This is a genomic window from Hymenobacter mellowenesis (assembly GCF_030581005.1).
GTDB lineage: Bacteria > Bacteroidota > Bacteroidia > Cytophagales > Hymenobacteraceae > Hymenobacter > Hymenobacter mellowenesis.
In genome coordinates this window covers 1,015,394-1,022,491 of the sequence record NZ_JAUQSX010000001.1, presented here as the reverse complement: position 1 = coordinate 1,022,491, position 7,098 = coordinate 1,015,394, and the positions used below count along the sequence as shown (strand labels likewise).

General features: G+C 62.8%; 5 protein-coding genes and 2 rRNA genes. 2 read left to right on the top strand and 5 right to left on the bottom strand.

What is annotated here, in order from left to right; genetic code table 11:
- Positions 1-125: ribosomal RNA gene (locus Q5H92_RS26775) — 23S ribosomal RNA — on the top strand; the annotation flags it as partial.
- A gap of 100 nt (positions 126-225) precedes the next feature.
- Positions 226-337, top strand: a 5S ribosomal RNA gene (rrf, locus tag Q5H92_RS04110).
- 136 nt (positions 338-473) lie between these two features.
- On the opposite strand, the gene kduD is transcribed toward rrf, so the two are convergent.
- The 5 genes from kduD to Q5H92_RS04085 form a co-directional block, all read right to left on the bottom strand.
- Positions 474-1,238, bottom strand: a complete 765-nt coding sequence (gene kduD / locus Q5H92_RS04105; RefSeq protein ID WP_305010211.1) for a 2-dehydro-3-deoxy-D-gluconate 5-dehydrogenase KduD — start codon at positions 1,236-1,238, stop codon at positions 474-476.
- A 43-nt stretch (positions 1,239-1,281) separates the two neighbouring features.
- Complete coding sequence (locus tag Q5H92_RS04100; protein WP_305010210.1) at positions 1,282-2,244, bottom strand: glycoside hydrolase family 43 protein; 963 nt, start codon at positions 2,242-2,244, stop codon at positions 1,282-1,284.
- Positions 2,245-2,255: 11 nt separating this feature from the next.
- Positions 2,256-3,509: a DUF2264 domain-containing protein gene (locus Q5H92_RS04095; protein WP_305010209.1), complete on the bottom strand. Its 1,254-nt coding sequence runs from the start codon at positions 3,507-3,509 to the stop codon at positions 2,256-2,258.
- Between the two features lie 3 nt (positions 3,510-3,512).
- Positions 3,513-4,652 carry a glycoside hydrolase family 88/105 protein gene (locus Q5H92_RS04090; RefSeq protein ID WP_305010208.1) on the bottom strand — a complete coding sequence of 380 codons (1,140 nt, stop codon included), beginning with the start codon at positions 4,650-4,652 and terminating at the stop codon, positions 3,513-3,515.
- A gap of 193 nt (positions 4,653-4,845) precedes the next feature.
- Positions 4,846-6,921, bottom strand: a complete 2,076-nt coding sequence (locus tag Q5H92_RS04085) for a beta-galactosidase (protein WP_305010207.1) — start codon at positions 6,919-6,921, stop codon at positions 4,846-4,848.
- Positions 6,922-7,098: the final 177 nt, after the last annotated feature.

Below are 7,098 nucleotides of genomic sequence, written 5' to 3'. Positions count from 1 at the left end.
AAACTCCCCTGGAGATGAGATTTCCCAATGGAAGGCCCGTCGGAGATGACGACGTGGATAGGCGGCAGGTGAACAAGCGGAAACGCAATAGCTGAGCCGTACTAAGTGGCCGAGGGCTTCTGGTAAGTCCGCAAGGGCAGCGTCAAGCGCGCGCCATACGTTTCGTTTTTGTCCCCTTACGTCGAGTTATTGAGTTGTTGCACGAACACGCAGCAACCCGCCAGCAATGGTGGCTTTAGCCCGGGTGTTCACCTCTTCCCATTCCGAACAGAGCCGTTAAGCCCCGGTGCGCCTATGGTACTGCCTTCACCGGTGGGAGAGTCGGTCGCCGCCAACCTTACACAAGGAAATCCCCCTTTTGGATGCTTTCACCAGCAATCAAGAGGGGGATTTTTCTTTTAAAATGATTTGTACTAATAGACAATGCCGCCCACAGATTATCTGTGAGTGGCATTGTCTATCGTATCCGGGGGTTATCGACCCATCCAACCACCGTCGACGGTGAGTAAGGTGCCGTGTACGTAGTCGGCTGCGGAGGAAGCTAGAAAAACGGTGGGGCCTTTGAAATCGTTGACGTGGCCCCAGCGGCCAGCTGGGATGCGGGCTAGGATAGTGGTAGAACGTTCGGGGTCTTGGCGTAGGGCTTCGGTGTTGTCGGTGGCGATGTAGCCGGGGGCGATGGCGTTGACGTTCACGCCACGACCGGCCCATTCGTTGGCTAAGGCTTTTACCAATGAGGCAATCGCGCCTTTGCTGGCCGCATAGCCAGGGACGTTGATGCCGCCTTGGAAAGACATGAGTGATGCTGTGAAGATGATTTTTCCGGCGCCTTGGGTTAGCATCTGGCTGCCGATGGCGCGTGCCAGGCGGAAAGGAGTGTCGAGGTTGATGGCTAGGACTTCGTCCCACGGTTCATCGCTATGTTCGGCGGCGGGGGCGCGACGGATGGTGCCGGCGTTGTTTATCAGGATGTCGACGCGGGGGAAGTCGTGCTGGACTTGGGTGATGAATGCATCTACCGAATCGCGCTGGCTGAAATCGGCTTGGTAGGCACTGAAATTGCGGCCTAGGGCGCGGACTTGCTGCTCGGTTTCGCTGCCGCTGAGGGCTAGGGTGGCCGATACGCCGATGATGTCGGCGCCGGCTTCGGCGAGGCCCAGGGCCATAGCTTGGCCGATGCCTTTGTTGCAGCCGGTGACTAGTGCGACTTTGCCGGTGAGGTCAAAAAGGGGAGTCATAGCTATCGAATAAAACGAGAAGGGGATGGATTGCCGGGTGAGGCTAGTTTTTAAGCAACTTGGCTAATTCTTTTTGGGTGATGCGGAGGACGGTGCCGTGGCGGGTGCCTTTGGGGAAGTTGAGGCGGTCGGAGACGTCGGTCCAGTGCTCCAGGTCAGTGGATGAGACGGCGCCGTATTTGTGCTCGGTGTATTTGTCGAAATACACCAGCCATTCGCTGCCTAGCTGGATGGCGGTGGGGCCTTCGGCCCAGTACTTGCCGGTGATGGGGGCGGAGGGTGGGCCGTAGGGGCCGGTGGGCTGGTCGGCGAAGGCGACGCGGAGGTTTTTTTGGACGGGTTGGCGGGTTTCGTCTTTTAGGAACATGACGAAGCGCTTGCCGGCGGGCTGGATGGTGGCGTCGATGACGTTGAAGCCTTGGTCGTAGAGGATTTGGGCGGGGGAGTAGGTTTTGAAGTTTTTGGTGGTGACGTAGTAGATGCGGTGGTTGTTGCCGCCTTCGAGGGTGGTTTCGCCCTGAGGGAAGCGGCCGGGGATGGTGGTGGCCCAGTATATCAGGTACTGGCGGTTTAGGGCGTCGTAGGTGATTTCCGGGGCCCAGCAGTTTTTGGCGGTGGGTTCGGCAGCCATGACGGGGACGTTTTGCTGCTCGGTCCAGTGGATAAGGTCGGGGGAGCTGGCGTAGCCGATGCCGCGCTCGTGCCAGCTGGTGGTCCATACCATGTGGAAAAGGCCGTCGTGGCCGCGGATGATGCAGGGGTCGCGCATAAGCTTGTCGGTGCTCACGGTGGGCTTCAGGAAGGACTGGTCATTGCGCAGGGCAGTCCATTTGTAGCCGTCGGGGCTGCTGGCCAGGTGCAGGCCGTCTTCGCCATTGCCCCGAAAGGAGGCGAAGAGCAGGACTTCGTTTTTGCGGAGCGGCTTTTGGGCCTGAGCGGGTTGGGCGGCGGCTACACAGAGACTCAGGCCGCAGGCAGTGGCAGCTAGCTTGTTGAGGAAAAACATTGCGAGGGATTTTATAGCGCGTGGTCGGTCTTCACATCCTGGCCCGACCAGATGCGGCGGGCGGTCCAGTCCTGCGCGGAAGCGGCCCAGAAGGGCGCACTGGCGGGCAGGCCCAGCGGCAGGAAGGCCGTGGTGCACAAATAAAGGCTGCCCGTGGAGATGTAGCCTTCGCCGATGCTGGGTTGGTGGCCGCAGAGGCCGATTTGCAGCCATCCCTGGGCATCGAAGGTGCCTTTGGGTTCCAGGGTGCGGCGGATGACGGCGGTGAGGGCGCTACGGACCTGGCCGGCGGGCAACTCGGCGGGCAGCAGGTTTTGGAGGCTGACTTGGGCGAGGTGCTGGAAGGCGCCGCAACGGTAGGCGAGGGAGCGGCCGAAGGCGGCAAAGGAGCCGTCGGGGCCGATGAGGCGCTCCTGGACGGCGGCGTAGCGTTGGGCGCGGGTTTGGAGGCGCTGGAGCAGGTCTTTGCTTTCCTTGCCGGCGGCTACCAGCGTGGCTACGAGGTCGAGCAGCATGGGCTGGATGACGTAGCTGTTGTAGTAGTCCCAGTGGAAATCGGGGCCGTCGCCGTAGGTGCCGTCGCCTTTGTACCAGGTTTGGTGTTCTTTGATGGCGTAATCCATCCGCATGAGGTCGGCGCTGCCGGTGAATTTGAGCAGGGCGGCTTCGATGATGCCACTGAAGAGCAGCCAGTTGCTGTACACGGGCTTGATGACGCGGCTGCTTTGCAGGGCTTGAATCAGCTGGGGCTTGGTGGCTTCGGGTAGCTTTTCCCAGAGCTGTTGGGGCGCCCGCAGCAGGGCGTGCGCCAGGAAAGCGGCATCGACCACGGGCTGACCGCCCTGGTTGAAGTTCAGGAAGCCGGGCGACTGCGGGTTCACGGCGTGGGCAATGGCCTGGCGGGCCTGCTCAGCGCAGCGCTGTTGGGGGGCCTGCTCGGCGGTGGGCACTTCGGCCAGCTCCAGCCAGGGGGCCAGGCCGGCCAGGGTGCGGCCTAGGGCTTCGAGGTGCGTGACCTTGCGGCGGCCGTCCTGCTGGCCGGCGGCGGCTTCGACGGGCATGGCCGTTTTTAGGGTGCCAGCGGCCCCGGCGGCCAGTACGGGTCCGACGATGCGCAGCAGGGTGCTGACCCAGTACTCGCGGTCGGAAACGGGCTTGGCGGGGACGTTGGGCAATGCCTCACTCGCTGCGGGGGCAGCGGTAGCGGGCAGGGCCAGCGCGGAGAGGCCGGCTCCAACGCCGGCGATGAATGAGCGGCGCTCCATGCGCTACTTCAGCTTCAATTTCATCACCTCGGAGCCGGCCAGCAGGTAGGCGCCGGTGCCGTACACTTCCCAACTGTCGGCCGAGAAGTCGCGGCGCGGGTCGGCGCCAATGGGCTGCACCCAGCCCACTTTGCCGTCGGCGCCGACTACTTTATCGAGGGCCAGCCAGGCTTTTTGCACGGCGGGGAGGTAGGTGGCGCGGTCAAGGATGCCGTTGTTGATGCCCCAGGCCATGGCGTAAGTGTCGAAGCCAGAGCCGGAGGTTTCGCCGCCGGGGTAGGCGGCGGGGTCGAGGAGGCTGGAGCGCCAGAGGCCGTCGGGCTGTTGGAGCCTGACGAGGCTGGCGCTCATTTCCCTGAGAATGTTGATGTAGAAGGGGCGCGTGGGGTGGTTGGGGGGCAATTCCTGCAGAATCTGGACGAGGCCGCCCATCACCCAGCCATTGCCGCGGCTCCAGAAAATGGGCTGGCCGTTGCTTTCCTTCTTGGTTTTGCCTTCGTTAGCGACGTTCCAGAGGTAGCTGGCGTCGCGCGTGAACAGGTGCTGCTGTTGGTTGTAGAGCCGGCGGTAGGTTTGCGCGTAGAGGGTATCGCTGAAGCTGAGGTACTGGGGTTGGTTTTCCAGCATTCCCAGCTTCACGAGCACGGGCGGGCCCATGAAGAGGGCATCGCACCACCACCAAGTGATGCCGTTGTGCTGCACCTCGGGGCCGGGCACGGTGCGCAGCTTTTCGACCACGGCCAGGGTGGGCTCCAGCATGCGCCGGTCTTTTTTGAGGCGGTAGAGGTTGAGGTAGGTCTGGCAGATGGCGATGTCGTCGGCGTGGTCGTAGCGGCGGTCGGGGCGCCACTGGGTGCGGGTGCCCATGGCCATCAGGGAATCCAGAATTAGCCGGGATTTGGTGGCTTGGTAGGCGGCGAATACGCCGGAGTAGAAGGCGCCGTTGGTCCAGTCCGTGACTTTGTGCTTCGGGTGCGCCAGCTGCCACTGGGTGGCTTTCAGCATCTGTTTCTTGATGTATTTCGGCTTGAAAACGGCCTGGTCGGCTTTGGTTAGCGTCTGGGCGGGGGCGCTGGGGGCGAGGCCGAGCGTCAGCAGCAGGCCGCAGGTTAGCGGACGAAGGGCACGAACGAGAAAGGACATACGGGAGGGTGGGAAGTAAAGGAGATTAAAAATCGAGGGCAGAAACCCCTCAACCTGAAATTTGGGTAACCTACCGCAATATTAGGTTTTTACGGCGTAGGCGGCCGGGGGCATTTTCAGAGATTGAGCGGGCCATTTTTGATGCGCGGCCGAACTGGCCGCGCCAGACGGCGCGGCTGGGCAGGCGCAAGCGCTATTTCTCCTCCACTATCTGTACGCCCCAGGCGCTCAGCGTCAGGGGCTGACCTTTTGCGACGGTGGTGCCGCTCAGCAGCTCCCGGCCGGCGGCGTGCGGGTAAGTCACGGTGGCGGGCTGGGCGGCGTAGTTGAAGTAGTAATGCACTGGGCGGCCCTGCTGGTTGCGGCCGGCGCGGGTGATGAGCGGGAAGGCCAACTCTTGGTCGGCGCTCCAGAGGCCGGCTTTGCGCACGGCGTCGGTCACCAGCTTTTCCACCACGGGGTCGGAGGTGTGGCAGCCCACGTAGGTGGCCAGGCCCTTGCCGTAGTGGTTTTCGGTGATGGCGGCGTAGCAGCCCCACACCGGGTGGTCGTAGCGGGCCAGCACCGTGGCGGTGGTGGGCGTCAGAAATTCCATCCAGCGGTCCACTTTGTTGTCGTTTTCGCTTACCTGGAAGGGGTTGCCCTGCAAACTCACGCCCACGGGCACGGTGAATTCCTGGTAGGTCACGCCGCAGGCCCGGCTCAAGCCGCCGGGCTGCGCGGTGTGGCGCACCTGCACGTTTTCGTCGGAAAAGCCGCTGCGGTAGGTGGTGAGCAGGTGGCCGCCCTGCTGCACGTAGCGGTCCAGGCGTTCGAGCAGGCGGTTGGGCGCGGCGTAGAGCATGGGCACGATGAGCAGGGCGTACTGGTCGAGGCTGGGGCTGCTGGGGTCCACGAGGTCGCAGCCCACGTTGTGGCGGTAGAGCGGGTCGTAGAACGAGCGCAGCACCGAGTTGTAATCCAGGCCGTTGTTGAACCAGCCTTCGGCCGTGAGGGCTTCGTTGCTGAAAAGCACGGCCACCTTGTTGGTCTTTTTCAGGCTGAGGAGCTGGGGGCTGAGACGGGCGAAATCGCGACCGATGGTTTTAGCTTCCTCGTACAGGTAGTTGGGCTGCAGGTCGTGGCTGAGCAGGCCCTTCCAGTAGGTTTCGGCCGAGTTGTGGATGCTGCCCCAGTGCCAGTACTCCACTAAGTTGGCCCCCGAGGCCAGATGGCTGAAGGCCTGCTGCCGCAGCTGGCCGGGGTAGGGCGTCCACTGCGGGAAACCCTGGGCCTCGGTTTCGAGCACCAAGTAGTTCTGCCCGCCCTTCATGCCGCGGGTCAGGTCGCCGCCGAAGGAAATTTCGGTGCCCGTGAGCTGGCTCTGACTGGGGTGGTAGATGTCGACCCCGGCCACATCCAGGGCCTTGGCTGCGGCGAAGTGGTCCACATCGGGCTGAATGCCGAACGAGTAGCCGCGCCAGCCCAGGTCGAAGTTCTGGGTGATGAACTGGTTTGGCTTTTTGTATTCGCGCACGATGCCCGCCTGCCAGGCCAGAAACTCGGTGACCAGCTGGCGCTGAAACCGCGCAAACTCGCTGCCCTGGCTGGCGTTGATGGTGCCCACCATCGACGGAAAATCTTCCCAGCTATTGATGCGGTTGCTCCAGTAGTCGAGCCCGTAGGCCTTGTTCATGGCGTCGAGCGACGCGAATTTCTTTTGCATGTACTGCACGAACAGCGCCTGTACGCCCGGCCCGGCCGTGCCGTAGGCCTTGGTTTCGTTATCGACCTGGTAGCCGATGATGGCCGGATGGTTCTTGACGTGGCCCAGCAGCGCCCGAATCACGGCCTCGCAGTGGCGGCGGTAGTCGGGGTTGGTGATGTCCATGTTTTGGCGCGAGCCGTACTGGTTGGCGCCCCGGCTGGTGGTGGCCAGCACGGCCGGGTACTTGCGCGCCAGCCAGGTCGGGATGGCGTAGGTGGGCGTGCCGATGATGACATGGATGCCGCCCTTGTGCATGGCATCGAGCACCCGGTCGACGTGCGAGAAATCGAACACGCCCTTCTGCGGCTCCAGCGTGCTCCACGTCGATTCGGCAATGCGCACCACGTTGATGCCGGCTGCTTTCATCATCGCCACGTCCTTGTCGAGCCGCTCGTAGGGCATGTACTCGTCGTAGTAGGCCACGCCGTAGAGCAGCTTGTCGGGCTTAGGAATCTGGGCAGCGGCGTGGCCCAGCGAGAGGGCTAAAAGGAGGAGCGAGAGGAAGCGTTTGGGCGAAATCAAAGCTTAGAAGGCAGGAGAAGGGCCGGCAATGGCGTCAATGGATGTCCCTGCAATACTAGCGCGCGGCTTACTGGCTGGATGGGGGCGTTTTCGAGGAATGCAGGGGCCATTTTGGGCGATGGTTGGCGTTCGAAGTAGGGGCGGGGCTTGCCCCCGCCCGGCCGTTGGCACGGAATC